We start from the raw sequence: 26,896 nt of genomic DNA, 5'->3' as shown, positions 1-26,896 counted from the left end.
ACAGAGTACCACCAACAGGCAGTTGATCTCTCCTCACCGATTAACCATGAGTGGTGCACTTATTATCTGAATTCGGGTTCTCGCTAAACCATATAATGGGGAGTTGATGACTTTTAACACAGCAGCAGAGGTACTGACATCATGAGCGATGATCGTAGCAACATCGTTCAGATCTGGATCTGCTGCAGCAAGTGCAGCTTGCAATTCGCTTATCAGCGCGGGCTTTGGTGGTAAATTAAAACCATGTTTGACGTCAGCTAACACTTTGTCGTCTAGATCTATCATCTAAAAATCCTTAATTTCAGACATATAAAAAGCATAGCGTAAATTCTTTATTGGACACCGACTTGAGACAAAAAAATGCCAAGTCGACTACTAATTCGGCAAAGTGTCTCGTCAATAGGCACGTTTTCTTGCTTAACATGTAAATATTAAGTTATGGTTAAGCAATTTTTTTCTTAGGGCAATGGTATGCACGAAACACAACAAGCGAACTCGCAAAACTCTGCGATCACCCGTTTTTTAAACGGGATAGAGCGGGTAGGGAATAAACTCCCTGACCCTGCAATCATTTTCTTATCAGCAATGTTGCTTATTTGGCTGCTATCTTGGTTATTTTCAGGCGTAGAATTTAGCGCTATTGATCCAAGAACCAATCAGGCGATTGTCGTTCACAATTTATTAGACCCAAATGCGCTTGCCGGATTTATGGCAACGATGGTAAAAACCTTCACGGGGTTTGCGCCATTAGGCGTGGTGCTAGTTGCTATGCTAGGTGTGGGTGTTGCCGAACATTCTGGCTATATTAATACTGGCCTTAAAATCATGCTTAAACGCACGCCTCAAGCACTACTAACTCCTTCTATTATTCTTATTGCAATTGTAAGCCACACGGCGACAGATGCTGGATACGTGTTAGTTATTCCGCTTGCCGGTGTTATTTTCTATGCGATGGGAAGACATCCTCTTGCGGGTATTGCTGCGGCATTTGCTGGCGTAAGCGGCGGATTTAGCGCGAACTTTATTCCTTCAGGTATCGATCCGTTGCTACAAAGCTTTACTCAAAGTGCAGCACAGATCATCGATCCAGAAATCGCGATTAACCCACTAAACAACTGGTTTTTCACCTCAGCATCGAGCTTATTCATTATTTTATTAGGTTGGTATATCACTGATAAAATCATAGAGCCAAGGCTAAAAGCGACAGAAATTGACGGCGATACAGAGAGCTTGCCTTCGTTTGATGAGATCACAAGCAAAGAAAAAAAGGGCTTTGTGGTGGCGTCTATGGTGATGTTAGCAGGTATTGCATTATTGGTTTATGCATCAAGCGGTGAAGATTCAGCACTACGCAGCCCGTCGGGCGCTTTAACTGATTTTAGTGCGCCGTTAATGCAATCAATTGTACCACTTATCTTCCTACTGTTTTGGATCCCTGGTGCGGTTTACGGTTTCGTTGTCGGTACGTTTAAAACCTCAAAAGACATGATTGATGCCATGACTAAAGCCATGAATAGCATGTCTTACTATATTGTTATGGCGTTTTTCTGTGCACTTTTCATCAGTGCCTTCAGCCATTCAAATTTGGGTGCATTGCTTGCTATTGAAGGGGCTCAAGTATTAAAAGCATTGGCGCTGCCAAGCTATGTTACTGTGGTTGGTATTATTTTCTTGACCGCATTTGTAAACTTATTTGTAGGGTCAAGTTCTGCGAAGTGGGCGTTGCTGGGACCGATTTTTGTTCCAATGTTAATGCAATTGGGTATTTCACCTGATTTAACACAAGCGGCTTATCGTGTTGGTGATTCTGGCTCAAATATAATCACTCCGCTTATGCCTTACTTCCCGCTGGTTGTGGTTTACTGCCAGAAATACGTTAAGTCGACCGGGATAGGTACTTTGATAGCGATGATGTTGCCTTACTCAATTGCCTTTTTGATTGGTTGGAGCATCTTCTTATTGATCTACTGGATGCTTGGTATTCCGCTAGGTCTACAAGCGAGTTATGCATATCCAGCTGGTATGTAATTTGAGGTTTAGTAATAAAAAGCGTTGTTTGAAATAACAGCGCTTTTTATATTCTATTATTTTGTACAGCGCCTTACGCGGCTTTATTGATACCCAGCCAAGAAAATGAGCGATGTAAAAACGCCTCAGCGCCTGTTTCAATGCATTCACCATGGGCAATAACGATATATTGAGGTTGCCAAGCAGCCATCTTTGAAAAACAGGCTCGGGCCTGCTGCTTCCCAAACATAAACGAAGTTCGCCAGTCTATGGGCGTTTTGCCGTTAGGGCTAATAATCCCGGTGATTTTCGCTAATACTTTTTTAAAACCAGAGAAGTGATTAGGGTGAAAGTTTTCGATCAGATCCGTCAAAATTAATGTACCACTCTCTTTATGGAAGAATACGACTTCTTCCATAACCGCGCTACCTTTAAAAATGAGTTGCTCAATATCTCCTTGCCACTCGGGTTCTGCCATGTCGCCCAGTTGGCGCTGAAAAGTAAGATCAGGCCGTTTTTTGTCGACACCTGGAGAAGCAAACATTATCGCATGTGGGAACTTTTCCTGCCAATCTCCCATAAATAGGTGATGAAGTTTATTTGGAGAAACTAGATAGCTGACTTGCCCAAGTTGCGTCAATTCACTGAGCAGTTCATCCGTTAATTTTCCTGGAGAGTGCACCCATAATGCGCCAGAGGAAAGCTTTACTATGGTGCTTCTGGTAGTATATGGCATGCCAAAGAATGGGACAGCTGGGCCGTTGTGGATCCAAATGTTTTTACCAATTGCAATTAATTCGCTCATCTGATTTCCTTACTCTTGTTAGCGTGAATGACTATATCAGGGAATCTTTTTGTTTAAAATATAGCCTTATGCAAGTTTGTGTGAAATTTATTTAAATCCTTGTACTAGCTTACCTTATTATTAATCTTGGGCGCGTTGTTCAGTCCCATATCTCGCCATAAAAAGCGCAACGCTTTGCTCTACAATAAAGTCCGTATCCTCCGTATTTGTGAGTTCAAATCCATAAAGCCGTGGGTAAAAGATAAAAGACTTGAGTTGATATAAGAACTGTTGTGCTGCGAATGCCTGATGTTCGATATACAGTGCATTGTTAGCGACAGCATCGGCTAAAAACGTTTCTAAATAACGCATACAACCTACTTTACTGCTATTGATATGCGCAGCCAATGTAGAGTCTTGCAACAACTCGATAAATGCCACGCGAGCCACTTTGATAAATGATTCAGAGGTGAGCAGGTTGACTTCTCGTAAAGCGATTTCTTGAAGTTGTTTTGCAATCGGGACATCGGGTCGATATTGATAAATATCACCTTGGTCAACTTGAAGCATCATGTGTTCAAGTACGTTATACAGTAGTAGCTCTTTGGTCTCAAAGTGATTATAGATCGTTCGTTTAGACACTTCAGCGTGCTTTGCGATGAGATCCATACTGGTATTTTGAGCACCGTGCTGAGCAAATAACTGTTGGGCAGCCTCTAGAATTTGCAGTCGCTTTCTTTCTGATTGTTTCATTTTCTCTATTACAGGCAAGGGAATATCTACAAATGGATACTCCGCATTTTAGCAAAACTAAAATAAATTACACTGCTTAGTTTACTTTCTGTTCTTGATGTGTAAGCTACACTGTGTAGTTTACTTTTGGTGGTTATATGAAAAAGCGAACATGGTTTGGATTGATTGTGGTCTTGCTGATAGGAGTAGGAGGAGTTATGGCTTCTAATTTAAATGCTGCGGTAAATCAAAGTGGGTATTCATCAACTCAATATAGCGATGGTAAATTTCATAATACTCATGAAACGAATAAAACGAGCCTAGGTAAGACGCTGGAAATTTTTTGGCGCTTTTTTACCGAGCAAAAAGTCAATGCGGTGCCGAAGGTTGATATGCCAGTAAAAGTGCTCACTGAGGAGAATTTAAAGGCACTTTCTGATACGCACACTCACGTTATCAAACTGGGACATTCATCAGTACTTATTAAAGCGCAAGGGAAATATCTTCTGATTGACCCCGTTTTTGCTGAACGAGCATCACCATTTTCATTTATTGGTCCAAAGCGTTTTCATCAACCACCTATTACTATTGAATCATTGCCTCAAATTGATAAGGTGCTGATTTCACATAACCATTACGACCACCTAGACAAAGAAAGCGTAAAGCGATTAGCAGACAGAGTGGGGGTATTTTATGTACCTTTGGGTGTAGAAGGTGATTTGCAAAAGTGGGGAGTTCCCGCTGAAAAAATAAAGCAGTTTGACTGGTGGCAGTTTGAAGAAACCACTGAGTTAACACTCACCTTTACACCTACTCAGCATTTTTCTGGACGTGGACTTGGAGATGCAAATAAAACCCTTTGGGGAGCGTGGGCTATTCGCACAGCAGACAAAAATATCTTTTTTAGTGGAGACTCTGGTTATTTTGCTGGATTTAAGGAAATAGGTGAAAGGCTTGGCCCGTTTGACCTAACCTTAGTAGAGACCGGCGCCTATGATAAAGATTGGTCTGATATTCACATGACGCCAGAGCAAAGCGTACAAGCTCATATAGATCTGCGAGGAACGCATATGATCCCCATTCATAATGCTACTTTTGACTTGGCTTTTCACTCTTGGTTTGATCCGCTCGCAAGAGTGAAAATCGCAGCAGAGCAAAATCAAGTGGCGCTGGTAACACCTGTTGTAGGTGAAGTTTTGACGCTATCAGAAACGCTATCAAGTAGCAGCTGGTGGGAAGCGTTGATGCCCTAATATCCATATCTTAGTAATTGAATAAGGGCTAACGCATGATGCGGGAACCCTTATTTGGCTTACATGTGTTAAGCAATCAACAGCCTTAATGAGAAGGCCATAAGCAAAACAGCAAGTGCTTTTTCAACTAGGTTCATCTTGTTCAAGAACCAAGCGCGGGAAGATGGGGCTGAGAATAATAAGCTGACACAGATAAACCATAAAGCGTTAACACTGCACATCCAAGCGCCGTAAAAAAGTTGAATATGTAACGGGGTTCCTTGGCTGACGACATTGGTTACCACGGCTAAGAAAAACAGGGTTGCTTTTGGGTTAGTTGCATTAGTTAAAAAACCAAGACTAAAGGCTTTTTTGAGCGACTGTGAGCTTACATCAGCTTGGGCATTTTCTGCATCCAGTTGAATCGTTCCAGCACTTTTGAGTAATTGAATAGCGATGTATATAAGATACGCAGCGCCGATTAATTTAGCTACTTGTAAAACCCAAGGTGAGGCCTGCATCAGCGCGCCGACACCAAGTAAGGTATATAAGATATGAACACTAAGCCCAGTGCCAATCCCCAAGGCTGTCATTGCGCCATGTAGTCTGCCGTATTTTAAGCTTTGTCTGACCGTGATAACAAAGTCAGGGCCTGGCAAGATCACTGCAACAAAATGAATGATGGCTAATGATAAAAACTCTGGCCAATACTGCACCATAATAAGCTCCCAATATAATATTGAATAATTGAGAACATTGTATTTTCATTCCCCTGAGAAGATAATAATCTGAAAATAGAAATAACTTTTGCGTGGAGCGCACAAATGGGAGAGCTATGACGACCAGTAAACATATTGAACTCCTGCAAGAAATGTCGATTTTTGTTTCGGTAGTGAATACTGGAAGCTTCTCCAAAAGCGCTCGGCAATTAGGTGTCTCGCCGTCATCAGTGAGTCGTGCCATAAAACTACTTGAACAGCAATTGGGGGTGTGTTTACTTCAACGCACCACACGCAGCTTAAGATTGAGCGAAACAGGAAGGGCTGTGTATGAGCGCTGTACTCAGTTGGAACAAGCCGCCAAAGACGTTATCTCGCTTTGTGAAAGCTATCATCAAACGGCACAAGGAACTGTAAAAATCGCAGCGCCAAAAGCGGTCGCACATACACTAATTCACCCAAATGTGATGGCGTTTCTAGGCGAATTTCCAAATATTGACGTTCATTTGGTGCTAGACGACAACGCGTTGGATTTGATCCGTGATGAAATAGACATTCTATTTAAAATTACCAACGAGCCTCCACAAGGCTTAATAGGTAGAAGCGTAATGACGATAGAACATATAGTGGCGGCATCACCAAAATATCTTGCGACCCACTCAATTCCTACTCACCCTAAAGAACTAGTACAACACAGCTGTATTGCCTTGGGGGAAACGGATGCTGATGCTAAGTGGCGATTCAGAAAAGGCACACAAAAACTCACAACCCCAGTTAGCGGGCGCTATAAAGCAAATCATACTCGAGTGAGGTTAGATGCTGCGCTGCAAGGGCTTGGGATCACAAGCTTACCTATGTTTGTAGCTAAAGATGCGTTAGCGTCAGGGGAGTTGATACAGGTATTACCTGAATGGCAATTTGAGACTCACTACTCAGGCGAGCTGTGGATGCTATATCCAGCAACTCGCCATATTCCTGCAAAAGTGAGTATTTTTGCTGATTTTATTGTACAGCGACTTACCAGGGGTTGTTGAGTTTTACTGTATATTAAAACCCGCTCGGAATAATTACAGTGAAAAGCGATAACTTAATGTTGCGCTCGCTTGATATTGACTCATTACCTCATTGTCGAAGTGCCAGCTACAGGTATTTTGGGTTTCTGGGTCGACATCGCAAGTGACTTTAGAGTTGTTGTTGAGGATAGTTGCAATCCATCGTGCTTCAGCACCGAGATGAAAACCTGCGCCAAGGTTGTATTCAAAACCCGTGTATAACCCTGATGCAAAGAAAGTATCAGAGTCGATAAAATTAGGGTTAACAAAGGTCGCACCAAGCTGTAAGCCTAGATAAACATCTAAGTTATCTGTGAGAGGGCGTACCACCGCACTTTGAAATAATAGATACTCCATTTCCACTTTATTTAGCGGATAAGCGGTAAGTTGGGTCTCAGTTTTTCCATAGTAGAAGCCATAACGGCCTTCAGGTACATATTTATCGATACTTAACCCAAAGTGCGAATCGTCTTCTAATTCATACTTTTGATGGCGAGAAGTTTTGATATCACTGCTGTAAGTTTTGCCACCATATATTGAGACACCAAAGTCTCCATAGTCTGCGGCAGTGACGTTGCTCGAAACAACTAACGCCAAAATAGTAGCTACTGAAGCAAATTTCATAACGTTCATATCCTTGAGTCGGAATAATTTTTTAGAATTGGGCTTTAGTATATCAATGATGAAAGAAAATAATAACGAGCTTGGTCTATTTACTTGCATTTCTTTGCTTAGATTTTTATTATTACTTCGCTTATTTGATTTGGAAAAGTGCCTTGCAAGTATTCTTACGTTTACTTATCACAATGTTCGTGGTGGCTACACTAAGTGGTCAAAACGCGGCTGCCTCTATGGCAGCATGTGAAATGCATGGCGCTACCAGTCATGAAACAAGTCATCAAATGCTTCAAAGTAACGTGCAATCGGCAGAGCCTCATCATCATGAAATGATGGTTGAGATGGATTGTTGTGACCCTCAGAACACAGCACAATGCAGCGATTGTACTTGTCCCACACATATGTGCTCCACAAATCTTGCAGCGTTTTCGCCAAGAGAGTGGATAGCGCCTATTGTACTGAAAAACGATAAATTAAGTTTCACAAGTGGCCAGCTTAGCGACTATCCTCGCTCTCTTTATAAACCCCCAATACTTGCCTAACCTCAGGGCAGATCTGCCTTAATTTCAAAGTTTTGTACGATTAATCGTCTTTTTTGGCGTAATTTTCAACGAATTGATTGATACCTGTTGCACTAACGTAATTGGTATTGCATGCGAGGTTAGCATGAAAAAGTTTTATTTAGTGATGATTCTATGGCTAATGAGTGCCATGGCATACGGTAAATCCAATATAGAATTGGAAGTCTTTAAATCCCCAACCTGCGGCTGTTGTGAGCTGTGGTTAAACCATTTAACTGCGCAAGGTATCACGCACAAAGCCACCGATTTAAATTATCTTGGCTCACTTAAGAGTAAGTTTGGTATTAAGCAAAATTTTCAATCTTGTCACACCGGGGTTTCTAAAAATGGTTTTATTTTTGAAGGGCATGTTCCTGCCAAGTTTATTAAACAGTTTTTGCAAAACGAAACGTTAACTCAAGACACACAAAATATCGGCTTAAGTGTGCCGGCTATGCCACTTGGATCGCCCGGTATGGAAGTTGGCGAGCGTTTTATGCCTTATCAAGTATTGCTACTTAAAAAAGATGGGAGCTATGAGGTTTTTGCTGAAATCGACAGCTATGAGGAGCAATTCTAATGACAATCAAAGTTTCCCTGTTTATCGCAACTCTGATACTGCCACAGATAGCACAGGCCAATATTGCAACGTTAGAGCAAGCGATAGATGCCGCCATCAGTAACGATCCTTGGCTTAAATCTAGCCAATACAAGCGTTCTGCGATGCAATCTATGAGCCGCGAAGCATTGAGCTATCCCGATCCTCAGGTGTCCATCGGTATGATGAATTTGCCTGTGGATAGTTGGGAGTTTAACCAAGAAGGGATGACTCAGCTTAAAGTTGGCGTGATGCAGATGTTGCCGCGAGGAGATAGCCTTGAAATTAAGAGCCGGCAGTTAGCGCTTGATGCTCAGAAGCAACCTATTTTACAAGAGGATAGAAAAGCCCAAGTGCGCCGCGACGTTTCTCAGGTGTGGCTTGATATTGTACAAGCCAAAAAAACTTTAGAATTGATTGAGCGTGATAGCGTGCTGTTTGACCAAATGGTCGAAATTGCCAATGCCAGCTACTCCAATGCGCTTGGTGCAACACGCCAGCAAGATGTGATCCGTGCTCAGCTTGAGGTGATGCAGTTAGACGACAAACGTTCTGCGGCTTATCAGCAGCTTAACACCGCGAAGGCAAAGCTTTCGCAATGGCTTTTAAATGATGCATTCACTAATTCAAATGCGCTGAGTGTCCTTAATCAAAGCAAAGTGACACTGCCGTTGATCCGCTCAATTGCGCCAAAGTTAATGCAGCAACGCCCAGTTGATAGCCAAGCTGTAGTAAAGCATTTGACTCATCACCCGTTGGTTGTTGCAGCCGACGTTGATACATACCGCGCCAATCAAGGGGTAAAGTTAGCTGAGCAGGCATATAAACCACAGTTTTCCGTCAATGCGAGTTATGCATATCGAGATGATGCACCAAATCAAATGTCTCGCACTGACTTTTTTAGCGTTGGTGTGTCATTCGACGTTCCGTTATTTACAGGTGGAAAACAAGACCAGCAAAAAGCGGCAGCGACTGCACAAGTTGAAGTGAGTAAAACCGACAGGTTGTTGGTGCTTAAGCAGCTGTTTTCAAGCTTAAATGGAGAAATTCAAACTATCCAAAGATTGCAAGAGAGGCAATCGCTATACGTAAAATCAATTGTGGCACAAAGTGCAGAGCAAGCCGAAGCTGCATTGACTGCTTATACCAATGATGATGGCGACTTTTCCGAGGTAGTGAGGGCGCGCATCGCGAAATTGAACGCTCAGTTATCAGCGCTTTCCATTGATATTGCATTGTTAAAAGCGGTGGTACGCAGTAATTACTATTTGGCTCAAATTGAAGAGGGTGCAAGCCATGAATAACAACTTAAAAATGACGCTGGTTGCCGTCACGACATTAACGGTCGGCGTGCTAGTTGGGATGAACCTCTCTTCAAGTAACGAGCCTGCGGTAGCGCAAAACGCTGAGAAAGCGCCACTTTATTGGGTTGCGCCTATGGATCCGAACTATCGTCGTGATAAGCCTGGTAAGTCTCCGATGGGAATGGATCTTGTGCCAGTGTACGAAGAAGAGTCCACGAATGCAAAATTCGGTGAGGGGGTTGTGGAAATAGCGCCTCACGTTGAAAACAACTTGGGCGTTCGCACTGCGGTGGCCATGCGTCAAGCGATGTCTCACCAAATCCGTACGGTTGGGTATGTTCAGTACAACGAAGATAGCCTAGTCCACATTCATCCTCGAGTTGAGGGGTGGGTTGAAAAGCTCTACGTGAAAGCCGCAGGAGATCCAGTGAAACAGGGTGAGCCTCTGTACACCTTATACTCGCCGCAATTGGTCAATGCGCAAGAAGAATATCTTATCGCTAGAAAGCGTAATAATCAGGCGCTGATAAACGCAGCGCACGAAAGGCTCAAGGCATTACACCTGAGTGATGATTTTATCGACACGCTGAAAAAAACGGGTGAAGTGCATCAAAGCATTACCTTTTATGCGCGTCAATCTGGGGTGTTGGATGGACTCCAGATCCGAGAAGGGTTTTACGTAAAGCCAGGCACAACGCTCATGAGCATCGCCAAACTAGACGAGATTTGGGTCGAAGCTGACGTATTTGAACGTGATGCTATGTTGGTCGCTCAGGGACAAGCCGTTTCCATGAGGTTAGATTTTTTACCAGGTAGAACGTGGCGAGGGCAAGTCGATTATGTTTACCCCTCACTCAATGAAAAAACACGGACACTTAGAGTAAGGCTTAGGTTTGACAACAGTGATGCGCTATTAAAGCCGAATATGTTTGCGCAAGTGAACATTCATGCCGATTCTCGTGACGATGTATTGCAAGTGCCGAGTGAATCTGTGATCCGCACAGCTAAACAAAATCGTGTTGTCGTTGAAGTTGCACTCGGTAGCTTTAAATCGGTTGCCGTTGAACTGGGTCAAATTGGTGATGAGAACATTGAAATCCTCAATGGCCTTAACGAAGGAGACAAGATTGTTACGTCAGCCCAATTCTTGATTGATTCTCAATCGAGCATTACTTCTGACTTTATGCGTATGGCGCCAGTTGTAGAGGCTAAGTCAGTTTGGATTGAAGGAGACATTCAAAGCGTGAACTACCAAAGTCGAGTGGTGAATATCGCTCATCAACCCGTACCCGAGTGGGAATGGCCTGAAATGGTGATGGATTTTACAGTAGCTGACAGTGTCGATGTTGACGCACTAAACGCCGGACAGACTTTGCATTTTGAAGCCACGAAACAGGATGACGGTAGCGTATTACTGACTGGCATTCACATTATGTCTGAAGGCAGTACGACCGAAAGTCCCTTACCCACAGCAACAGTGGGTGGCGTGATAAACGCTATCACCCCTGACACCCGAGTGCTTAATATTTCTCGCGACGCCATTGAAAAATGGGACCGTCCAGCTACGACGATGGACTTTGTTGCAGCTGAGCACATTGATTTAAGCCAGCTTATGACAGGAATGAAGGTGACTTTCACCTTTGAAGTGGGTGACGAATTTGTGGTGACTGATATCAAACCTGTAGGTGAGATGTCGATGAATATGCACTCAGGCCACTAAGGAGCGTTTACAATGATCCAAGCAATAATTCGCTGGTCAGTATACAACCGTTTTTTTGTGGTACTGCTGACACTAATGCTAGTGGGGGCTGGGCTATTTACCCTTAAAAACACGCCTGTCGACGCTATTCCGGATTTGTCTGATGTACAAGTCATTGTTAAAACACCTTATCCAGGACAGGCACCACAAGTGGTGCAAGATCAGGTGACATTTCCGCTGACCACGGCAATGCTCTCTGTGCCGGGCGCAAAAACCGTACGTGGTTATTCCTTCTTTGGGGATTCCTATGTGTACGTTATTTTTGACGATAAAACGGATCTTTACTGGGCGCGCAGTCGTGTACTCGAGTATCTAAGTCAAGTCGCACCACAATTACCTGATGCGGCAAAACCGCAATTGGGTCCTGATGCCACCGGGGTGGGATGGGTGTATCTTTATGCATTAGTCGATAAAACCGGTAAACACGATATTAGCCAGCTACGCAGCTTACAAGATTGGTTTTTAAAGTTTGAGCTGCAATCGGTTGCCGGCGTGTCAGAAGTAGCGCCGATTGGCGGTATGGTGAAACAGTATCAAGTACAGGTTGATCCCAATAAACTGCGCGCGTACGGTATTCCACTTACGCATGTACAGCAGGCGTTGCAACGCGGTAACCAAGAATCGGGCGCATCTGTGATTGAGATGGCTGAAGCCGAATATATGGTGACAAGTACGGGATATATTCAAAGCGTTAAAGATATTGAAGCTATCCCACTTGGGCAAGCTGTCAAAGGCACGCCATTAACGATAGCAGATGTTGCGTCTGTCAATATTGGACCGCAAATGCGTCGTGGCATTGCTGAGCTTAACGGCGAAGGAGAAGTTGTTGGCGGTGTTGTAGTCATGCGCTTTGGAGAAAACGCGCAAAAAACCATCGACGGCGTAAAGCAAAAACTTGCTGAGCTACAACAAGGCTTACCTGAAGGGGTGGAAGTGGTGACGGTTTACGATCGCTCCGAGCTTATCACCAAAGCCATTGATAATCTTTGGTCTAAACTGCTCGAAGAGCTGGTGGTGGTGGCCTTAGTGTGTGTGGTGTTCTTATTTCATATTCGCTCTTCCATGGTTGCCGTGATCACTTTGCCACTTGGCATTTTGGTTGCTTTTATCGTGATGTACTTTCAAGGCGTGAATGCAAATATCATGTCCCTTGGTGGTATAGCCATAGCTATCGGGGCGATGACCGACGGTGCAATCGTAATGATTGAAAACATGCACAAACACATGGAAGAAACGCCACTCAATGATGAAAATCGCTGGGAAATCGTCGTAAAGTCGGCTTCTGAAGTAGGCCCTGCGCTGTTCTTTAGTTTGTTAATTATTACCGTAAGCTTCTTACCTGTGTTTATTCTTGAGGCGCAAGAAGGGCGTATGTTTGCTCCTCTGGCATACACTAAAACGTATGCGATGGCCGCATCTGCGGGGCTTGCCATTACGCTTATTCCTGTGCTGATGGGATACTTTATTCGCGGTAAAGTTGTGCCCGAACATAAAAACCCAATTAATCGTTTGTTGGTTGGCGCGTATACGCCGCTATTAAAGCAAGTATTACGCTTTCCCAAGTTGACGTTACTGGCCGCTGCAGCTATTACTGTCGTTGGCTTTTATCCAATGGATAAAATCGGCAGCGAGTTTATCCCGCCTTTGGATGAAGGGGATTTAATGTATATGCCGACTACATATCCAAGTATTTCGATTGGTAAAGCCAGAGAAATCTTACAGCAAACCGACAAGTTGATAGCGACGGTGCCTGAGGTAAAAAATGTCTTTGGTAAAATCGGTCGCGCGGAAACCGCAACCGATCCTGCCCCGTTGACGATGATTGAGACCTTTATTCAATTAAAACCTAAAGATCAGTGGCGTGAGGGAATGACCACTGAAAAGCTAAAAGCAGAACTCGATAAGCTAGTGCAGTTTCCGGGCCTAACCAATGCTTGGGTGATGCCCATCAAAACGCGTATTGATATGCTCGCGACGGGGATTAAAACGCCTGTCGGGATTAAAGTCGCAGGTCCAGATTTAGATACTATCCAAAAGATTGGTCAAGATCTTGAACGTATTCTGAGCAAGGTAGAGGGTACAGCGTCGGTCTATTCAGAGCGAGTAGCTGGGGGGCGTTATATTAAGGTCGATATTCAACGTGATAAAGCCGCGCGATTTGGGCTCAATATTGCTGATGTACAGCAAGTGGTCGCAACTGCAATTGGTGGAATGGATGTCACGCAAACCATTGAAGGACAAGAGCGCTATCCGGTTAGCTTGCGTTACCCGCAAGACTTACGCGATTCTCCCGAAGCGCTGCGGAAGCTTCCTATAGTCACCGCCGAGGGATTAAATATTGCCCTAGGTGATGTGGCAACTATCTATATTGAAAACGGGCCACCGGGCATTAAAAGCGAGAACGCTCGCATTAATGGTTGGACGTTTATCGACTTAGACGGGGTCGATGTTGGCAGCTATGTGGCAGCCGCTAAACAAGTACTGAGCGAACAGCTGGAGTTACCTGCTGGTTATTCCATCAGTTGGGCTGGTCAATACGAGTATATGGAACGTGCTAAAGCTAAATTGACTTATGTGGTGCCGCTCACGCTTGGGATCATTATCGTTTTACTCTATTTGAACTTTAGAAGCTTTAGCGAAGTGGCAATCATCATGGCGACGTTACCTATGGCGATGATTGGTGGACTGTGGTTATTATATCTTGAGGGTTTTAACTTTTCGGTCGCGGTAGGCGTTGGTTTTATAGCGCTTGCAGGTGTTGCGGTTGAAATAGGCGTGATCATGCTCGTGTATCTCAACCAAGCCATTAGTGAGCTTAAAGATAAACCGCACGCATTGACAGTTGAGGCCATTAACAATGCCATTTTAGAAGGCGCGGGCAAGCGTATTCGTCCAGTCATGATGACGGTGGCAACGATTATTATCGGGTTATTGCCAATCCTTTATGGTTCGGGCACTGGTTCTGAGGTGATGAGCCGCATCGCCGCGCCTATGGTGGGCGGTATGGCAAGCGCGCTATTACTTACCTTAGTGGTGTTACCCGTAGTATATATGTTGATGATCCGTTGGCGTGAGAAAGTTAATTAATCAATAGCGGAAAAAGTTTGCCTCAAGCGCAGTAATATTAGCGCTTGAACGGCAAACTTTGGTTTGGTAAAACCCGATTACATCGAAAAATTGGTTAAAAGACTCCTAGGACTCTAACTAACCCGAGATCAGGTTAATAACGCTTCCTTGGCGCACTTATTGCTGTACTAGAACAGCCAATGCACCAAGGAGCGAGTATGTACATTCAAAATTCACCCTATTCACAAAGGTATGGTTCGAACGATCTTTATAGTCGAAAGAACAATGATGTTGTGAGTGATCAAGACATTTCTAAATCGGCGGCAAAAAACTCGGGAACACCTTCGTTTATGGAAGCCGCAAAGGCTGTACAAGAAAAAGCGCCGAACAACACCCAATCGACCTACCTTACCAAGCATTTTGAGCAAGCTGAAAAGCTAGCCCATGAATCTTTGGTGAGTTCAAGTCACAAAATAGGCAGTCGTGAATATAACATCGAGATGTATCGTGAAATGATGACGAACATTGTAGAGATGCCAATTGAAGTAGAAATTGCACCAGAAGAGATGAATCAAGCGCTGTTATTTAATCATTTGGGGTTAGACTTTAAAGAGTATAAAACGGTTACCGTACGATCAGAGTTGTTAACTATGCTTGAGCAAAAAGTTGAGCAGGACAGTACGCTAATTAGATCAGATAAAGCAAAACTAACCGCAATTATTACCGATACGCAAGATAGGCTAGAGGCCGCGCAAGCCGCGTTACTTGAAGGTGAAGATATTACTCAGCGACTGCAAGATAGCAAAAAAGCTATCTATCATTCTTACGAGCAGCTTAAACTTGGTAAGGTGAGTCAGCGAGACCTGATTTCGACTTTGTAGCTATTCTTGACCAAGGAGGCTTTAACAAAGTGAAGAAAATGCATTTGCAGTCTGAAATGATTGAGGATTATGTTTTATTCTAAAAAGTACAATTTTTTGTTCTGCCACATTAGCCGCACTGGCGGTACGTCATTATGTAGTGTCCTCAGGCAAACGGCGCCAGACCTAAGGATGATATGCAGCCAGCATGCATCGCTTCTAGAGGCTAGAGCGGCATTGCCGGAAGCGTTTGAGAGTACGTTTAAATTTGCTTTTGTACGTAACCCATGGGAAAGACTCGTTTCTTGGTATTCACTATTAGAGAAAGGTAAAAGTCTACACTCAGAAGCGGTATCTGAGAAGCATCATTCTGCTGAGAAAGAGAGGTTTGAACTATTTGTACAAGAAATGGTTGCAGAGCAGCACGGCGGAATAGCATGGAGTCAATGGTCCCAGTTATCCGACCATTTGGGAAATTCACTCGTCAATGAAATTTGCCGCTTTGAAAACTATCAAAAAGACAGTGAGCGAATTTTAAGGAAGTTGGGGAGCAAAGATTATTATTTGCCTTATTATAATCAAGCATCAAGTAGGCACTACCGTGATTACTACTCAGATTTAGCGTTAAAATTGGCCGAGGAGCTTTTCCTAGATGATATTTATCAATTTGGGTATAAATTTTGATAGTAGTCAGCCTTGTGAAAAACGATAACTATCAAAACAAGAAGGAAGTTGGAATAAATATTTGTATAAATCACAACTTGTAACAATAATGTGTTAATTGTTACTTAAAAGAGCTTTTGAGTGTTTATATGGATATCACTGAGTTAGATAAAAAGGCATTTGTTGACGTATTTAACCTGCCAGAAAAAATCACCATAAAGACTGCCAGTACCGCAGATATAGAGGAAATGGCGTTTGTGACCAAAGTGAGTTGGCAAGCGGCTTTCAGTGGCTTTTTACCAGAGCAAGTGCTAGCAGGGGGAACCGTCGAATTTTTCGCAACCATTTGGTCTGATATCATTAAGAATTCTGCAACCCAAACGGCTTTGCTTGTGACTGATGGCAGGAAAATATTAGGCTGCGGTGCGGCGGGTAATTACCGTCGAATGTATAATCCGGTTAGCCAAAAAGTATCGAGAATAAATGCCGGTGAACTATATCGCGGTTATATTTTGCCAAGCCATCAGAACCGTGGATTAGGTCAAGCGCTGTTGAAGGCGCGTCTATTAAAGCTTTATGAGCAAGGTTGCCAAAGCGCGTATACCTGGATTTATGAGCAGAACAAACAAGCGAGACGCTTTTACGAAAAGCATGGAGCGGTAAACCTCGACCAAGCCCAAGGGATAACAATGAAGCGATTTAGGTTTGAAGAAGTGTGCTATGGCATTGAAGTAAATCGTGTTTTTGATTTTAGCTAAGGTGGAGTGAGAGAAAATTTCAAACACGGCATGGTCAGAGGTAATTGTCATCGATAAGCGGTGACAATTACTTCATGCAGACTAACGTAGGTCGGCGGGGGTAGGGTAGTCTGGATGCTCAACAATTTTCGGTGCCCAAGCTGCTGGGATCACGGCCTCTCGTTTCTGTTTGATACGCTCTACTAGCGTATTTAAATCATAATTGGGTTCACCATAAACAGCTAGCCACTTCTCAGGTACGTCTTCTGGGTCTGCAGCCTGAATAACGTGTGCCATCCATTGCTTTCTAAGCTCAGCCCATTCACTACTTTGATTTTCATTGACACCCGCAAGCGGTCGAAGCTCTACATATATTGTCCTTCTCGGACCTTCACTGCGTTTGGGCTCAGAGCCATGTAAAACCATCATGTCTTGAACTAAGATATCTCCGGCTTTAGCTGGTTGCTGTACAACCCCTGGAATGTTCCAGCCATATTCGCTCGAGAGAGAATAAATATCCAAAAGTTGGTGTTGGGAATTTGGCAAATAGCGTAAGCACCCGTCATCTATATTCGCATCATCAAGATAGATACCGACATTTAAATATGCAAAATGACGAGAATGAGGAGCATCTTGATGCCAAGCTATGTGAGGGTGGGGATGTGGATATTTGCAGACTAAGTCACATTGCAATGGAACGCTGCCTACACCACAAAGGTGTTCACTGATCGCTAACATTGCTGGTGTTGCGAGTAGTTCGATAATTAACTCGGGCGCTTCAAAAAGCAAATCATTATAACGAAAGAGTTTTGGCTCACCTGATTCATTTGATAAATGGTATTGAGTCGCGATTTTTCCATCTTGCTGTGCTTGTTTTGCTTTACTCTCAAGCGCATTAGATAGCTGTTTCAGTTTTTCCAGCAGTGTGTCGGGTAAAGTTTGTTCAAATAAAACGAAGCCGTTGTTTTTGTAAAAATCGAGTTTGCTTTTGCTCACAATCGTCATGCGTGTACTTCCTAGTTATTTTGTTGCTTGTCAGACTTAAGTGTTGTTTGTCGAGTATATTCACTCGCCTGCCAAATAGAGCCTGTCTCAGCTACAGCACTGACTATAGTGTCGTAAAATGCCAGTTAGCGCAATTACGGTGGGTTACATTGTGGATTTTGTTTATATTAACTCAACTTGAATAAACAGAAACTTCCATTGGCACCACTTTGCATCCTCAAGTACAATTGGCGTTTTCGATTGCAACACACCGGAACCTTCCAATGGAAATCAAAGTAAATTACCTCGACAATCTCAGAATTGATGCCAAATTTGACGACTTTTCTGTCATTGCAGATCAGCCAATTCGCTATAAAGGCGATGGCTCAGCACCAAGTCCCTTTGACTACTTTTTAGCTTCTTCAGCGCTTTGTGCAGCTTACTTTGTGAAGGTGTATTGTAATGCGCGTGACATTCCAACGGATGGAATTCGTGTGGCGCAAAACAACATCGTTGATCCTGAAAATCGTTATAACCAAATTTTTAAAATTCAGGTGGAGCTTCCGGAAAGCATTTCTGAAAAAGACCGCCAAGGTATCCTGCGCTCAATAGACCGCTGTACTGTTAAAAAAGTGATCCAAACAGGACCTGAATTCCAAGTGGAAGCGGTTGAAAGCCTTGAAGATGACTCGCAGGCTATGCTGATGGTTGATACCAGCGAAAGCGACAGTACTTTTATCCTAGGTAAAGATCTTCCGCTGGAACAGACTATCGCAAATATGACCAAGATCCTGTCGGATTTAGGCATGAAGATTGAGGTTGCATCATGGCGTAATATCGTGCCACACGTCTGGTCTTTGCATATTCGTGATGCTGCTTCACCAATGTGTTTCACCAATGGTAAAGGGGCAACCAAAGAAAGCGCGCTTTGCTCGGCACTCGGTGAGTTTATTGAGCGTTTAAACTGTAACTTCTTTTATAATGATCAATTCTTTGGTGAAGAAATCGCAAATGCTGAATTTGTTCACTACCCGAACGAAAAGTGGTTTAAGCCTGAAGCTGATGATGCGCTTCCTACTGAGATTTTAGACGACTACACTCGTGAAATTTATGATCCAGAAGGTGAACTACGCGGTTCGCACCTAATCGACACAAATTCAGGTAATGTAGCGCGCGGTATTTGTTCTATTCCGTACACTCGCCATTCAGATGGTGAAACCGTGTATTTTCCGTCAAATCTAATAGAAAATTTATTCCTAAGTAACGGTATGAGTGCCGGTAATAACCTGTTTGAAGCGAAGGTGCAGTGTTTATCTGAGATCTTTGAACGCGCGGTGAAAAAGCAAATCATCGAACAAGAAATCGTGCTCCCTGACGTGCCAGAGTCTGTACTTGCTAAATACCCAGGTATTGTTGAAGGGATCAAAGGGCTTGAAGAGCAGGGTTTCCCAGTGGTGGTGAAAGATGCATCTCTTGGTGGTCAATTCCCAGTAATGTGCGTGACCCTGATGAATCCAAAAACAGGCGGTGTGTTTGCTTCTTTTGGGGCGCATCCAAGCTTCGAAGTGGCACTTGAGCGCAGTTTAACTGAGCTGTTACAAGGGCGCAGTTTTGAAGGCTTAAACGATGTACCAAAACCTACGTTTAACAGCATGGCGGTATCTGAGCCAGAGAACTTTGTTGAACACTTTATAGATTCAACGGGTGTGATCTCATGGCGCTTCTTTAGTGCGAAGCATGACTACGATTTTGTTGAGTGGGATTTTACAGGCACTAATGAAGAAGAGTGCGATAAGTTATTTGGCATTTTGGAAGGGTTAGGTAAAGAAGCCTATATTGCGGAATTTACAGACTTAGGGATCGCTTGTCGTATTTTGGTACCAGGTTTTTCTGAAGTTTATCCTGCTGAAGATCTGATTTGGGACAACACCAATAAAGCGTTGCAATACCGCGAAGATATTCTCAACATCCATTCTCTAGATGACGAAGCATTAGCTAACTTGGTTGAGCGCTTAGAAGACAGCCAGCTTGATAACTATATCGATATTATCACCCTAATTGGTGTTGAGTTTGACGAAAATACGGTGTGGGGTCAGCTTACAATTCTTGAGCTTAAGATTTTAATCTATCTAGCGCTTGGCGATATCGAAACGGCCATTGAACTAGTTGAAACCTTCTTGCAGTTTAATGACAACACGGTTGAGCGTGGCTTATTCTACCAAGCAATGCATGCCACACTTGAAATTGCATTGGATGACGAGCTAGAAATAGAAGATTACATCCACAACTTCACCCGCATGTTCTCTAAAGACGTGATGGATGCGGTTATTGGCTCAATTAATGGTGATGTGAAATTCTATGGTTTAACGTCCACTAACATGAAGTTGGAAGGTTTAGATAAGCACCTGCGTCTTATTGAAAGCTATAAGAAGCTTCATGCAGCAAGGGGGCAAATTTGCCTAAAATAAACTTAAAGGTGCTGAGATTTTAGCACCTTTATTAACATTTCTTATCGAGTTAACATTAATGTAAGTATTATTCAGTAATGTGCTTAACAAATACCAAAGTGGCTCTTTAAAACTCGTATACGCCGACATTGGTTTTTACATTAACTAAAAACCAATTTCAGTTTTTTTGCCATTTCTTCCACATCTACTGCTCGGCTATTTATGACACCGGTGTAAAGCTTAGTGTAAATAGTTTCTGCTGTGATGACGATTTTTATGTCTAGACAGACATCTTCTTCATTATTAATGAGCGAAAATATTGCTTCCACAGCTGAAATTTCCAGCTCTAAGAAGGCTAATATCCGCTTAAAGTCACTTAAATAATTTTTACTTTTTTTATTCTTATTAGAAAGATATATCCCAATTATGGGAAGAGGGGCGTTGTTATAAAAGCTTAAGTCTAGAAATATATAGTCAAAATAACTTTCATCTAGTTGGCAAACACTTTCAACCATTTCCATACAAGAGTTGTCAGTGATAAATGTAGAAAACTCCTCTATGAGCTTGATACTGCTCAAATTATTGGGTTTGAGGTGTAGTTTCAGCGTTTCATCATGGTCTCTGTGAAGATTAGAAATATGCTGTATTTCAGCTAATTGTAATAACCGTTCAAAATGCTCATTGTCGATAGGTGTGCCGCTATTAAATAGGATATCGCATAGTTCAGATATATTGACCATGGTCTGTTGGTTTACACTAAGGTGCAAGCCGGGTGAAGTCTCACTTTCAGCAATGTCATCGTATTCCAACCAGACTGTCTTTGGTCTATATTTGAAATCCAGTTTCTTTATTAGGTCAAATTTTAAGTTGTCTAGACCTGCGCATTCCCAATCTCTTGTAAAGTGGTGGCAGGTTGTTATATCCAGCTTACTTTGATCTAAAGGTCTTGTTTCGATAAATATACTAGAAGTAGAAGCTTCAATAGGATTGACTTTATCCAGCACCTTACTTATCGCACTGTTATCTACTCGCAGAGCTATAAGACTTTTTTCGACTAGTTTGATATAGTTTGACATAACAACCTGCATAATTATGACTACCAGCGCATTGCAGCGAATAGTTCAGGGCCTATGAATTGCTCTGCAAATTCTGCCCAGCCTTTTTCTACATCTGTGGTTTGTCCATTACTCCAAGCCTTACCTATTTCTCTTAGCTTTTCTTTAGCGTTTTCTTCTAGCTCAAACTTTGCCATAAGGATCTCTGGTTTTGCTTTGAAATCTTCCGTTGCATTATCAATATTATGGATCACTGCATATGCGAAATCGATATTGTTATTACTCATTTGTATTTTCCTTTTGTATATTTAATGGAGAGATAAAAGTAAAGTCTGCGGTTTCATATTTACCATTTTTCGTTTTATATTCTGCGTACTTATGGCACCCCATACAGCCAGTTTTGAATGTATGTATAGGTACGATGTATTTTTCTTTATTTGAGCAATTTGTTATTTCTGGCAATACAAATGGCTCTAAAACAGCATTTCTTGCGTCACTAGGTGTTCGCTCGATAAAAAATTGTTTCAAATTAGGAGTGACAAGACTCGTATATTGAGTTCTTACTAGCTTATAGTGCTGAAAAACGGAGTTATTGCTTTTCAATAATGAGCGCATTTTATTATTTAGCAAAATTGTATTAGTTGAAAGGGGCTCAAGTCGTGTTAGCTGAGCTGGACTATCACTTTTCTTTGGTAGTAAATTGTCACAGCAATCATGACAATTAGGGTTATTAAAAGTTGGCGTCTCAGAGCTATGTTGTTCTGGCTCGTTGAGGTTATCAATATGTTCGAATGTTACCCAACGCCACTGATATTGGCGCTGCTCTTTAATAGCAACATGCATTGCGACTAGTCCCAATTTGGACTGAACTGTCTTGCCATTTTGATTTAATGTAATGTTTTCCATTGAAAAGTATTTGTTTGGATCGTCTTGCTTTGTAAGAATTTTCCATCCAAGTTTCACAGAAACAACAGGTAAAATATTTTGCCTTTTACCGGCCTCTCCACCTACTTCAAGACCAATGTCTATGTATTCAGTACATTGCCCAAGAGGAAAAGACATAGGAACACTATATTGAAACCCTTCAGCAAGATCTTGATATAACAGCCCGTTTGCACGGCTTTCGTAGTAGATAGGATTTCCAGCTTGGTCGATTAGGATGCCACCGCCATCTACTCCTTGCTCTTTAGAAAACAGTTCCAAGTCGAGTGTATTCTTCAGACAATCACTTTGGCACTTCCAATTACCATCGCTCACCGATTTTGCGTTCATCTCAAATGTATTCGCATCAACTAATTTGGGGGACGATGTCGTGTCGTGAAGCCAAGCTCCCCAGCGAGGGATGTAGTCAGAGGTAAAACTCACTGAGCCTGGAAAAGCACTGTCTTTACTGTTTATGTTACTGTTTACCGAGAGAAACAAATCCCAAGCGGAAATGTTCATTATTTTTTCTTCAAATGCCCTTAGCTCCTGAACCATTGCAAGTTGCACTGATTTATCGGTAATATTTTCAATAATTTCATTGTTTTTTTTGATTATATTATAAATTTCATTTCCATCAGGGAAAGTGCATATAAACTGATTGGGCACTCTAGGGAATTCAGACTTTTTATTCGTATTGCCATATTTTAGGAATCTAGAGTTTTTGGAATTTATACTTTTATTTATTTCATTCTTTAACTCAGTCAGCGGATCGGCTGCCCATGAGGAAGCAATAGAGAATACAAAGGATAAATTAATAGTTAGTTTAATTAATAACTTATTCATTATTTTCAATCATCCTTATTGTGTCGATAATTTCTTGTTGATATAGCTTTTCATCGCTAGTCTTCAGATCTTTGATTGTAGTTGAAATAAGCGTTAAAGCCTGAGGTTTGTGGCCAAGTTTATATAAAACTTGGGATTTTAACGCAGCTAACCAGAGTGCATGAGATTTTAGTCCTACAGCGTCTAGAAACTGTGTTCCTTGTTCAAATAGTGAAACAGGGCTTTCCTCCGAACGGTTGCCGTTAAGTGTTGCTAATGCCCATGCTTTAAAGCATTTCGCAAAAGCTGTCCATAATTGATAGCCGTGTAAATTGGATACTGTTAGTGCTAAATCAGCATATTCAAGTACTTTTTCTGGTTGCCTAAGTATTATATAAAGCTGAGATGCTCTCACATAGCTATGGGCTATAGTGTGGGGGTTGTTTATAGATTTTGCCTGATTTAAGGCTTTTTCAAGCCAGTCTAAAGCGATTTTACGATCACCAATCTGTGCCGCATTTAGCGCGCCATAAACTCGAATCGCAACTTCTATATCGTATGCTATTAGCTCACTATAAAACTTACGGTGCGTGGGGTCATATACAGCTAAACTCTGCTTTAAGTATGAAAAACCTTCTTCTGGCTTTCCGCTTACAGTAGCAAATTGCCCTAGCTGAAATAAAACTGGTACTTTTAAATGCTGACCATTTTTTTCATTTGCTATTTCTGAGAGGCTATCAAGCGCTCTTTTTGTCATGTGATGTTGGCAGGTAACAATACCAAAGACTGAAGACACAAAGTGAGCAGCCAACACTAGCTCAGGATCAGCTGCCGATAACTCCAGTTCGTTAATTTTATTATAATAAAGTTCGACATGAGGATCAGAAAAACCAAGGGTTGCTGAGAGGCTGTGCGCAATCCCAAGGTAAATTCTCAACGCAATTTCTACCTTATCAAGCGCTTTACTTTGATATAAGCCTTCAGCACCTGATAATAGGTTCATTGCCTCTTTATAGGCACCTTTTTGATTCTGTTCATTACCAGCGGCAATCAGGGAGCCTATTCCAAGTTCAATGAGTTCTGCACCAATGTAATATTCGGCTTGGAGCTGTAAAGAAACACGGCTATTAAAGTGAGTACTATCATTGCACAAAAGAACATTTGCTAACTTTTTATAAAGCTGTGTGTGTAGAAAGCTAGGAATGCTAGCTATAGCCGCATCTCTCACCAGCGCATGCTTAAAAATATAGCTATCGTTATCAACACGACGTTGCTGCACAATAAGGTCGTTTGCTATCAACTCATTTAAGTCGTTTTGGATCTGGTTCTCGCTTAAAGAAGATGCCGCAACGAGTAAATCATATTCAAACTCTCGGCCAATTGTGGCTGCTAGTTGGGCTGTTTCTTTTGCGTGACTAAGGCTATCTAGTTTTTGTTGTAATGACTCTCTTAAACTCGTAGGTACTTGGTCAAGTTTGTCAGGTGCGAGGAAGTCAATCTCTCCGCCTTTATCTCCAACTAATGCCTTTTGTTTAAGCATGTTGACGAGTTCTTCAATAAATAGCGGGATCCCGTCGGTGCGGCTGGTAAGTAATTTGAGAACTTGCTCTGACACTCGGCGGCCATCAAACAAATTAATGATAAAATCTTCTGTGGCTTTTTCGGTTAGTTTTTTCAGACAAACATCCACTAAGGTGAGGTCTTTTAACTGAGTTGGTACCGCTTGTCTTGAAGTGCTTAGTAAAACATCACCTGAAGCGAGCGCACCGACAAAGTGATGTAAAAACTCTAAGGTGGTGCTATCTGCCCAGTGAATGTCCTCGATAATGTAGAGCTTAAACTTGCTGAGTCCATGGCGATTTGACAATAACAATGCACAAAGCCCTTTAAACAACACTTGCTTTTGCTCATCGGGAGAAAGTGTAGAAGGCGTGATTTCATCATCAAGTGAGATATTGAGCCAAACTAGCAACACAGGGATAGCTTGTGCTAAATCGAGCTTACTATCCATGTTGGATAATACATAACTAAAAACGGTATTGGCTGAATGAGCATCTAGCTGCTCGGTGTTAAATAGATACTTGACCAGCGTTAAAATTGGATACAAAGCATTATTTTGATGCTCTGGTAAACACTGGGCGACTAAATGTTGATATTGCGGTGCATTAGCACGAATTTCTTGCAGCAGCCTAGATTTACCTATGCCAGCCTCACCATGAATGTGAGCGATGCGGGTTGCACCTTCGACCTCGTTATTAATGAGTGAAAGTGTCTGTTCAAGCTCAAGGTGACGACCAACAAGTTCGTGATGGTTCTTTGTACCACGCATAAAGCCAAATGCTTCGATGCGACGTTCTCCTTGCAAGTTATAAACCGGCGTTAGTTCAAATAACGGGCCTATTTGTACTTGACCGTACAGATTGAATTCAGAAAAAGCATCAAGGAGTGAGCGTGACTCTGCACTACATAAGACTTGACGCTCGCCAGCTTCACGGGAGAGTGCTGCTGCAATATTCGCGTGATGTCCTTCAGGTACGGCATTAGCATAGGTAATAAATATTCCAGTGTGAATGCCTATATGGGCGTTAAGCGCGACTCTGTGAGCTTCTTGCATTAGCGCGTTACGCTTCGCAAGCTCGCTTATCATTTCAAGTGCGGTACGGGCAGATAATCGCGCATCATTATCGCTGCTAACGGGGTAGCCAAAATAAAACAAACTGGTATCGGCGAGATTACCCACATGATAAGCGCCGTAACGAGTCGCGATATCAATAAAGTGATTGCGTTGAGATTTATAAACCGTGTCTATGACATCGAAGTCTTTTTCATTGTTGTCGAGTGCTTTGACACTTAACCTTACCGCAAGAACGGTTAGCTGTTTGCGTTCGGTAAGCGCAGTATATTCTTGAATGGCGCGATGATTAGGATCGTCATCACGGATCATTACTGTGGTTTCGTCGTAACCATGCTGGGCTTTAACATCATTTAGCACACCAACAAGGTTCGATACGTTCATCCGAGCAAGTTCAGAAAATGCCTCGGTTGCAGTGATCACACGTTCCAACGCACTTTTATTGAGTACACGCCTAAGCAGTCCCGCAAGGGGGTGGCCAAGTAGGGCGCTTGGAATTGGAATGTGTACATCGCTTAATTGTTTGTGATAAATCGATGCGACGCTAGTGCCCGTTACCGCAGGCACGCCAGTTAAACATTCTAAGAATACCAGACCCCATACATAAAGATCTGATTTGGTAGAAGCTGGCTCGCCACGTAATTGTTCTGGTGCGCTGTAAGAAGGCGTGCCCAATGTTTCTTGCGTAAGCGTGATTGTTTCAAAGTCATGTTGGCGGCTTTCTTGCGCAAGTGTACCGATACCAAAATCAAGTATTTTGGCGTAAGTCTTAGCACCAGATTGGCTTAGCATAATATTGGTTGGTTTTATGTCTCTGTGAATGATGCCTTGTTGATGGGCATGAATAAGTGCATCTAGCACCTGCAACATGATGTCGGTTGCATACACAGAATCAATCGCGCCATTTTGACTTAGATAGTCCCTTAATGTTTGTCCTTCCACATACTCGAAGACTCCAAACATTAAATTTTCATTTAATTGTCCTTTATCTAATAATCGTACGATATTTGGGTGGTTTAATTGACTACAAAGTAAGGTTTCACGATTGAAACGTTCTGCATATCTTTGTTTTTTCGTCGCTTCTAGTTGTGGTTCTAACGCCAAAAATTTTAGTGCAACGATTTGCCCTGTGTTTATTTGGCGCGCCTTAAAAACTTTACCGAATCCACCTTCTCCAATTTTTTCAAGTAGTTGGTATTTGTCAGACTGGAATACATCGACAATATGGCTATCCGAAAACTGTGTCAGAGACATATGATTACTAATTCTTATTTTTTGTTAATGGTATAGGGTAATTGGAATGTAAATACTTGTCTAGCATGAGAATTTTAATTGTTTTTT

The 26,896-nt window shown here is 42.4% G+C and carries 23 protein-coding genes; 12 read left to right on the top strand and 11 right to left on the bottom strand.

Features of this window, described 5'->3' with window-relative positions; genetic code table 11:
- Positions 1-33: 33 nt before the first annotated feature.
- The gene (locus NO992_RS20730) at positions 34-285 is read right to left on the bottom strand and encodes an HDOD domain-containing protein (RefSeq protein ID WP_371380257.1); all 252 of its coding nucleotides are present in this window, start codon (positions 283-285) and stop codon (positions 34-36) included.
- A 186-nt stretch (positions 286-471) separates the two neighbouring features.
- On the opposite strand from NO992_RS20730, the gene NO992_RS20725 reads away from it, so the two are divergent.
- The gene (locus NO992_RS20725) at positions 472-2,028 is read left to right on the top strand and encodes an AbgT family transporter (protein WP_017216614.1); all 1,557 of its coding nucleotides are present in this window, start codon (positions 472-474) and stop codon (positions 2,026-2,028) included.
- A gap of 73 nt (positions 2,029-2,101) precedes the next feature.
- Here NO992_RS20725 and NO992_RS20720 read toward each other — a convergent pair whose 3' ends face one another.
- Both NO992_RS20720 and NO992_RS20715 read right to left on the bottom strand, forming a co-directional pair.
- Positions 2,102-2,812, bottom strand: coding sequence for a DUF4336 domain-containing protein (locus NO992_RS20720; RefSeq protein ID WP_371380255.1), 711 nt, complete (start codon positions 2,810-2,812; stop codon positions 2,102-2,104).
- Between the two features lie 120 nt (positions 2,813-2,932).
- Positions 2,933-3,544 carry a TetR/AcrR family transcriptional regulator gene (locus tag NO992_RS20715; protein WP_371380253.1) on the bottom strand — a complete coding sequence of 204 codons (612 nt, stop codon included), beginning with the start codon at positions 3,542-3,544 and terminating at the stop codon, positions 2,933-2,935.
- A gap of 197 nt (positions 3,545-3,741) precedes the next feature.
- Between NO992_RS20715 and NO992_RS20710 the strand changes: the two genes are divergently transcribed.
- Positions 3,742-4,776 carry an MBL fold metallo-hydrolase gene (locus NO992_RS20710; RefSeq protein WP_371380251.1) on the top strand — a complete coding sequence of 345 codons (1,035 nt, stop codon included), beginning with the start codon at positions 3,742-3,744 and terminating at the stop codon, positions 4,774-4,776.
- 68 nt (positions 4,777-4,844) lie between these two features.
- On the opposite strand, the gene NO992_RS20705 is transcribed toward NO992_RS20710, so the two are convergent.
- Positions 4,845-5,474 carry a LysE family translocator gene (locus tag NO992_RS20705; RefSeq protein WP_095727002.1) on the bottom strand — a complete coding sequence of 210 codons (630 nt, stop codon included), beginning with the start codon at positions 5,472-5,474 and terminating at the stop codon, positions 4,845-4,847.
- Between the two features lie 116 nt (positions 5,475-5,590).
- Between NO992_RS20705 and NO992_RS20700 the strand changes: the two genes are divergently transcribed.
- Entirely contained in the window at positions 5,591-6,508 is a 918-nt protein-coding gene (locus tag NO992_RS20700) for a LysR family transcriptional regulator (RefSeq protein WP_045963512.1), read from the top strand.
- A gap of 33 nt (positions 6,509-6,541) precedes the next feature.
- Here the strand turns inward: NO992_RS20700 and NO992_RS20695 are convergent, their stop codons facing one another.
- Entirely contained in the window at positions 6,542-7,150 is a 609-nt protein-coding gene (locus tag NO992_RS20695) for a hypothetical protein (RefSeq protein ID WP_371380249.1), read from the bottom strand.
- A gap of 55 nt (positions 7,151-7,205) precedes the next feature.
- Between NO992_RS20695 and NO992_RS20690 the strand changes: the two genes are divergently transcribed.
- Complete coding sequence (locus NO992_RS20690; RefSeq protein ID WP_371380247.1) at positions 7,206-7,391, top strand: hypothetical protein; 186 nt, start codon at positions 7,206-7,208, stop codon at positions 7,389-7,391.
- Between the two features lie 11 nt (positions 7,392-7,402).
- Here NO992_RS20690 and NO992_RS20685 read toward each other — a convergent pair whose 3' ends face one another.
- A complete protein-coding gene (locus NO992_RS20685) occupies positions 7,403-7,543 on the bottom strand; it encodes a hypothetical protein (RefSeq protein ID WP_371380246.1) in 141 nt (46 codons plus the stop codon).
- A gap of 267 nt (positions 7,544-7,810) precedes the next feature.
- Here NO992_RS20685 and NO992_RS20680 point away from each other — a divergent pair, with 267 nt between their 5' ends.
- From NO992_RS20680 to NO992_RS20650, 7 genes are all read left to right on the top strand, one after another.
- Entirely contained in the window at positions 7,811-8,284 is a 474-nt protein-coding gene (locus tag NO992_RS20680) for a DUF411 domain-containing protein (protein WP_371380244.1), read from the top strand.
- Positions 8,284-9,606 carry a TolC family protein gene (locus tag NO992_RS20675; RefSeq protein ID WP_371380242.1) on the top strand — a complete coding sequence of 441 codons (1,323 nt, stop codon included), beginning with the start codon at positions 8,284-8,286 and terminating at the stop codon, positions 9,604-9,606. The genes NO992_RS20680 and NO992_RS20675 overlap by 1 nt, the downstream gene beginning before the upstream one ends.
- Entirely contained in the window at positions 9,599-11,326 is a 1,728-nt protein-coding gene (locus tag NO992_RS20670; protein WP_371380240.1) for an efflux RND transporter periplasmic adaptor subunit, read from the top strand. The genes NO992_RS20675 and NO992_RS20670 overlap by 8 nt, the downstream gene beginning before the upstream one ends.
- A 12-nt stretch (positions 11,327-11,338) precedes the next feature.
- On the top strand, positions 11,339-14,452 hold the full coding sequence (locus NO992_RS20665) for an efflux RND transporter permease subunit (RefSeq protein WP_371380238.1): 3,114 nt from the start codon (positions 11,339-11,341) through the stop codon (positions 14,450-14,452).
- Between the two features lie 197 nt (positions 14,453-14,649).
- Positions 14,650-15,312, top strand: a complete 663-nt coding sequence (locus tag NO992_RS20660) for a hypothetical protein (protein ID WP_371380236.1) — start codon at positions 14,650-14,652, stop codon at positions 15,310-15,312.
- Between the two features lie 69 nt (positions 15,313-15,381).
- Positions 15,382-15,975, top strand: a complete 594-nt coding sequence (locus NO992_RS20655; RefSeq protein WP_081629142.1) for a sulfotransferase family 2 domain-containing protein — start codon at positions 15,382-15,384, stop codon at positions 15,973-15,975.
- Between the two features lie 128 nt (positions 15,976-16,103).
- Positions 16,104-16,712, top strand: coding sequence for a GNAT family N-acetyltransferase (locus NO992_RS20650; RefSeq protein ID WP_010377767.1), 609 nt, complete (start codon positions 16,104-16,106; stop codon positions 16,710-16,712).
- A gap of 81 nt (positions 16,713-16,793) precedes the next feature.
- On the opposite strand, the gene NO992_RS20645 is transcribed toward NO992_RS20650, so the two are convergent.
- On the bottom strand, positions 16,794-17,696 hold the full coding sequence (locus NO992_RS20645; protein WP_371380233.1) for a phytanoyl-CoA dioxygenase family protein: 903 nt from the start codon (positions 17,694-17,696) through the stop codon (positions 16,794-16,796).
- 263 nt (positions 17,697-17,959) lie between these two features.
- Between NO992_RS20645 and NO992_RS20640 the strand changes: the two genes are divergently transcribed.
- On the top strand, positions 17,960-20,143 hold the full coding sequence (locus NO992_RS20640) for an OsmC domain/YcaO domain-containing protein (protein WP_371380231.1): 2,184 nt from the start codon (positions 17,960-17,962) through the stop codon (positions 20,141-20,143).
- A gap of 140 nt (positions 20,144-20,283) precedes the next feature.
- On the opposite strand, the gene NO992_RS20635 is transcribed toward NO992_RS20640, so the two are convergent.
- The 4 genes from NO992_RS20635 to NO992_RS20620 are packed head-to-tail and all read right to left on the bottom strand — an operon-like array spanning position 20,284 to position 26,809.
- A complete protein-coding gene (locus NO992_RS20635) occupies positions 20,284-21,198 on the bottom strand; it encodes a hypothetical protein (protein WP_174169354.1) in 915 nt (304 codons plus the stop codon).
- Positions 21,199-21,218: 20 nt separating this feature from the next.
- A complete protein-coding gene (locus NO992_RS20630; protein WP_069019668.1) occupies positions 21,219-21,464 on the bottom strand; it encodes a hypothetical protein in 246 nt (81 codons plus the stop codon).
- Positions 21,457-22,944 carry a hypothetical protein gene (locus tag NO992_RS20625; protein ID WP_371380228.1) on the bottom strand — a complete coding sequence of 496 codons (1,488 nt, stop codon included), beginning with the start codon at positions 22,942-22,944 and terminating at the stop codon, positions 21,457-21,459. The genes NO992_RS20630 and NO992_RS20625 overlap by 8 nt, the downstream gene beginning before the upstream one ends.
- The gene (locus NO992_RS20620; RefSeq protein ID WP_371380226.1) at positions 22,937-26,809 is read right to left on the bottom strand and encodes a TOMM system kinase/cyclase fusion protein; all 3,873 of its coding nucleotides are present in this window, start codon (positions 26,807-26,809) and stop codon (positions 22,937-22,939) included. The genes NO992_RS20625 and NO992_RS20620 overlap by 8 nt, the downstream gene beginning before the upstream one ends.
- Positions 26,810-26,896 lie beyond the last annotated feature (87 nt).

This window comes from Pseudoalteromonas sp. DY56-GL79, from assembly GCF_041414765.1.
Taxonomy (GTDB): domain Bacteria; phylum Pseudomonadota; class Gammaproteobacteria; order Enterobacterales; family Alteromonadaceae; genus Pseudoalteromonas; species Pseudoalteromonas piscicida.
This window is presented reverse-complemented; position numbering and strand designations above follow the sequence as displayed.

Excerpts from the sequence above, each read along its gene's own strand:
- NO992_RS20680 (WP_371380244.1), top strand. The coding sequence starts at position 7,811 with ATGAAAAAGTTTTATTTAGTGATGATTCTATGGCTAATGAGTGCCATG.
- NO992_RS20715 (WP_371380253.1), bottom strand. The coding sequence starts at position 3,544 with ATGAAACAATCAGAAAGAAAGCGACTGCAAATTCTAGAGGCTGCCCAA.
- NO992_RS20670 (WP_371380240.1), top strand. The coding sequence starts at position 9,599 with ATGAATAACAACTTAAAAATGACGCTGGTTGCCGTCACGACATTAACG.
- NO992_RS20625 (WP_371380228.1), bottom strand. The coding sequence starts at position 22,944 with ATGAATAAGTTATTAATTAAACTAACTATTAATTTATCCTTTGTATTC.
- NO992_RS20665 (WP_371380238.1), top strand. The coding sequence starts at position 11,339 with ATGATCCAAGCAATAATTCGCTGGTCAGTATACAACCGTTTTTTTGTG.
- NO992_RS20655 (WP_081629142.1), top strand. The coding sequence starts at position 15,382 with ATGTTTTATTCTAAAAAGTACAATTTTTTGTTCTGCCACATTAGCCGC.
- NO992_RS20725 (WP_017216614.1), top strand. The coding sequence starts at position 472 with ATGCACGAAACACAACAAGCGAACTCGCAAAACTCTGCGATCACCCGT.
- NO992_RS20635 (WP_174169354.1), bottom strand. The coding sequence starts at position 21,198 with ATGTCAAACTATATCAAACTAGTCGAAAAAAGTCTTATAGCTCTGCGA.
- NO992_RS20690 (WP_371380247.1), top strand. The coding sequence starts at position 7,206 with ATGATGAAAGAAAATAATAACGAGCTTGGTCTATTTACTTGCATTTCT.
- NO992_RS20705 (WP_095727002.1), bottom strand. The coding sequence starts at position 5,474 with ATGGTGCAGTATTGGCCAGAGTTTTTATCATTAGCCATCATTCATTTT.
- NO992_RS20700 (WP_045963512.1), top strand. The coding sequence starts at position 5,591 with ATGACGACCAGTAAACATATTGAACTCCTGCAAGAAATGTCGATTTTT.
- NO992_RS20640 (WP_371380231.1), top strand. The coding sequence starts at position 17,960 with ATGGAAATCAAAGTAAATTACCTCGACAATCTCAGAATTGATGCCAAA.
- NO992_RS20730 (WP_371380257.1), bottom strand. The coding sequence starts at position 285 with ATGATAGATCTAGACGACAAAGTGTTAGCTGACGTCAAACATGGTTTT.
- NO992_RS20645 (WP_371380233.1), bottom strand. The coding sequence starts at position 17,696 with ATGACGATTGTGAGCAAAAGCAAACTCGATTTTTACAAAAACAACGGC.
- NO992_RS20650 (WP_010377767.1), top strand. The coding sequence starts at position 16,104 with ATGGATATCACTGAGTTAGATAAAAAGGCATTTGTTGACGTATTTAAC.
- NO992_RS20695 (WP_371380249.1), bottom strand. The coding sequence starts at position 7,150 with ATGAAATTTGCTTCAGTAGCTACTATTTTGGCGTTAGTTGTTTCGAGC.
- NO992_RS20660 (WP_371380236.1), top strand. The coding sequence starts at position 14,650 with ATGTACATTCAAAATTCACCCTATTCACAAAGGTATGGTTCGAACGAT.
- NO992_RS20710 (WP_371380251.1), top strand. The coding sequence starts at position 3,742 with ATGGCTTCTAATTTAAATGCTGCGGTAAATCAAAGTGGGTATTCATCA.
- NO992_RS20620 (WP_371380226.1), bottom strand. The coding sequence starts at position 26,809 with ATGTCTCTGACACAGTTTTCGGATAGCCATATTGTCGATGTATTCCAG.
- NO992_RS20675 (WP_371380242.1), top strand. The coding sequence starts at position 8,284 with ATGACAATCAAAGTTTCCCTGTTTATCGCAACTCTGATACTGCCACAG.
- NO992_RS20720 (WP_371380255.1), bottom strand. The coding sequence starts at position 2,812 with ATGAGCGAATTAATTGCAATTGGTAAAAACATTTGGATCCACAACGGC.
- NO992_RS20630 (WP_069019668.1), bottom strand. The coding sequence starts at position 21,464 with ATGAGTAATAACAATATCGATTTCGCATATGCAGTGATCCATAATATT.